Annotated in this window: 2 protein-coding genes; one reads left to right on the top strand and one right to left on the bottom strand. The window is 74.3% G+C overall.

Going from position 1 to position 3,517, the window contains the following annotated elements; genetic code table 11:
• Nucleotides 1-14 precede the first annotated feature (14 nt).
• A complete protein-coding gene (locus GTR00_RS16975; protein WP_166612765.1) occupies nucleotides 15-956 on the top strand; it encodes a 1,4-dihydroxy-2-naphthoyl-CoA synthase in 942 nt (313 codons plus the stop codon).
• A gap of 23 nt (nucleotides 957-979) precedes the next feature.
• Here the strand turns inward: GTR00_RS16975 and GTR00_RS25975 are convergent, their stop codons facing one another.
• Nucleotides 980-3,343, bottom strand: a complete 2,364-nt coding sequence (locus GTR00_RS25975) for a putative bifunctional diguanylate cyclase/phosphodiesterase (RefSeq protein WP_166612766.1) — start codon at nucleotides 3,341-3,343, stop codon at nucleotides 980-982.
• Nucleotides 3,344-3,517 lie beyond the last annotated feature (174 nt).

Below are 3,517 nucleotides of genomic sequence, written 5' to 3' on the forward strand. Positions count from 1 at the left end.
GTAGGGTCGAGGGCGTGTCGGCCCTGGACGGTGTCAGCGAGACCTTCGACCCCTCGGCGTGGGCGGAGGTGCCCGGCTTCGAGGACCTCACCGACGTCACCTACCACCGGTGCGTGCGCCCCGGCCGCGAGCGCGGCACCGTGCGCATCGCCTTCGACCGCCCCGAGGTGCGCAACGCGTTCCGCCCGCGCACCGTCGACGAGCTGGCCCGCGCCCTCGACCACGCCCGCCGCACCCCCGACGTCGGCTGCGTGCTGCTCACCGGCAACGGCCCCAGCCCCAAGGACGGCGGGTGGGCGTTCTGCTCCGGCGGCGACCAGCGCATCCGCGGCCGCTCCGGCTACCAGTACGCGCAGGGCGACACCGCCGACACCGTCGACGCCGCCCGGGTGCGGGCCGAGGGCGGGCGCCTGCACGTCCTGGAGGTGCAGCGCCTCATCCGGTTCATGCCCAAGGTCGTCGTCGCCGTCGTGCCCGGCTGGGCCGCCGGCGGCGGGCACTCCCTGCACGTCGTCGCCGACCTCACCCTCGCCAGCGCCGAGCACGCCCGCTTCAAGCAGACCGACGCCGACGTCGGCTCCTTCGACGCCGGCTACGGCTCGGCCTACCTCGCCCGCCAGGTCGGGCAGAAGTTCGCCCGCGAGGTCTTCTTCCTCGGCCGCCCCTACACCGCCCAGCAGGCCCACGAGATGGGCATGGTCAACGCCGTCGTCCCGCACGCCGAGCTGGAGGAGACGGCCCTGCAGTGGGCCGCCGAGGTCAACGGCAAGTCCCCCACCGCCCAGCGGATGCTGAAGTTCGCCTTCAACGCCGTCGACGACGGCATGGTCGGCCAGCAGGTCTTCGCCGGCGAGGCCACGCGCCTGGCCTACATGACCGACGAGGCCGTGGAGGGGCGCGACGCCTTCCTCGGCAAGCGCGAGCCGGACTGGTCGCCGTTCCCCTGGTACTTCTGACGCCCGCCCGGGGGGACCCGCCCTCAGGCGGTGAGCGGGCTGGGCACCGGGCCCTGCAGGTGGGTGCGCAGCTGCTCCAGCGGCAGGGGCCGGCAGTACAGGTGGCCCTGGGCCAGGGGGCAGCCCATCTCGCGCAGGATGCGCGCCTGCTCGGCGTCCTCCACGCCCTCGGCGACGATGGACAGCCCGAGCGCGAGGCCCATCTTCACGATGCCCTCGACGAGGGCGCGGGCGGTGGGCTCGGTGGCGATGTCGCGCACGAAGCTGCGGTCGATCTTGAAGGACGAGAACGGCCGGTGGCGCAGGTAGCCGAGGGAGGAGAAGCCGGTGCCGAAGTCGTCGATGGTGAGGGCGGCGCCGGTGTCGGCGAGCTCGCGGAGCATCTCGACGGTGTCGTCGTCGATCATGACGCTCTCGGTCATCTCCAGGTGCAGCCGGCAGCCGCCGGCGGCGGTCTGGCGCACGGCGGCGGCGACGCGCGTGGTGAAGTCCGGGTGGCGCAGCTGCACGGGTGAGACGTTGACCATGAGGTCCAGGCCGCGGCCGGCGTGGAGCTGGACGTCGGCGGCGTCGCGGGCGACGGTGCGCAGGACGGCGTCGCCGATGCCGACCACGGTGCCGGAGCGCTCGGCGAGGCCGATGAACTCCTCGGGGCCGACGAGGGGCTCGCTGCCGTCGGAGCGGTCGCGGCGCCAGCGCACGAGGGCCTCCATGCCCACGACGTCGGACGTGGTGAGGTCGACGATGGGCTGGTAGTGGACGACGAAGGCGTCGGCGGGGGCCTGCTGGAGGTCCTCGATGACCTGCAGGCGGGCGATCTCCTCCTCGAGCAGCTCGGCGCGGAACTCGACCCAGCGGTTCTTGCCGGTGGCCTTGGCGCGGTACATGGCGGTGTCGGCGTTGCGCAGCAGGGTGCTGACGTCGTCGCCGGGGCGGGCGCGGGCGCAGCCGATGCTGCCCTGGGCGCGCACGACGTGCCCGCGCATGCGCACCTCGACGCGCAGGGCGGCGAGCACGCGCCGGCACAGGCCCTCGACGTCGAGGCAGCGGGGGGCGAGGACGGCGAACTCGTCGCCGCCGAGGCGGGCGACGGTGCTGCCGCCGCGCAGGGTGTCGCGCAGGCGGGTGCCGACCAGGCGCAGCAGCTCGTCGCCGGCGTCGTGGCCGAAGCGGTCGTTGACGCCCTTGAAGCCGTCGAGGTCGAGGTAGAGGACGACGAGCTGGTCGGGGTGCCCGGCGGTGCGGGCGCGTTCGAGCTCCAGGGCGAGGCGCTCGGTGAACTGCAGGCGGTTGGGCAGGCCGGTGACGACGTCGCGGCGGGCGAGGCCGTGCATCTCCTCGTTGGCGCCGACGCGGAAGAACGCGGCCTCGCCGACGGAGGCGAGGGCTTCCAGGGCCTTCTCGTCGGCGGCGCGCTGGGCGGCGTCGCGGTGCTGGGGGGCGGTGACGTAGAGGACGAGGCCGTCGCCGGCGACGACGGGCACGCCGATCTCGCCCTCGCCGGGGCCGACGGAGCGCACGGTGGCGGCGGGGGTGCCGGCGACCATGCGGGCGTGCTTGGCGAGCATGCGGGCGAGGTCGGCGCGCCGGCCCTGGGTGTGCAGGGCGGTGGCGGCCTCGAAGAGGGCCTCGGTGCGGCGGGCGACGTCGCGGGTGGTGCGCATGGCCCGGGTGGCGATCATGGTGACGACCATGGGCACGACGAGCAGCGCCGCGGTCCAGGGGGGCATGTCCTGCTCCACGAGGCCGCCGAGGTAGCCGACGGCGCCGACGGCGAGGGAGGCGCCGCCGACGAGCCAGGTGCCGCCGTGGGCGAGCTCGGAGCGCACGGTGGTGCGTTCCTGCAGGGCGACGGAGACGGCGGAGACGACCAGGTCGACGGCGAAGACGGCGGCGACGGCGAGGGCGACGTGCCCCAGCTCGCGCGGGTCGCCGCGCAGGGCCACGGCGCGGGAGCCGTCCCCGGCGTGGAGCAGGTGCAGGACGCCGACGGCCACGGGCGCGAAGAGGGAGCCGATGGAGGCGTTGAAGACGCGGCTGACCCAGCTCTTGCGCTGCAGCAGGTTGGTGGGGACGACGCAGACCGCCCAGGCGAGCCAGGCGGTCCACAGGGGGGCGAAGCAGAGCAGGAAGACGAGGACGCCGACGTCGAACTGGACCTCGACGCCGGCGTGCTTGGTGCTGACGGGGAAGGGGAAGCGGGTCATCAGCTGCACCAGGGGGAAGCCGATGAGCAGGCACAGGCCCAGCAGGCGCAGCGCCTCGGCGTCGGCGGTGCGGGCGAAGGCGACCGCGGCGACGACGGCCGAGCAGACGGCGGCGAACGCGACGAGGCCGTCGTAGACGACGCTGACGAGCGGTCGCCGGTCTGGAACCGTGGTGCTCACCGTCACGTACCCCCTACACAGCGCGAGCCCGGCTATCCTGACACTCCGATCATGTGCGGTCACGCTCCATGAGGCATCCGGCGTGGACTTCCCGCGTCCGGCGCAGCGGCAGGCACGCGGAGCAGCCTCCACCAGACGCAGGGTGAGTGTCTCACTACTCCGGGTGCGCCCTCC

It is taken from the genome of Kineococcus indalonis (assembly GCF_009906395.1).
Classification (GTDB): Bacteria; Actinomycetota; Actinomycetes; order Actinomycetales; family Kineococcaceae; genus Kineococcus; species Kineococcus indalonis.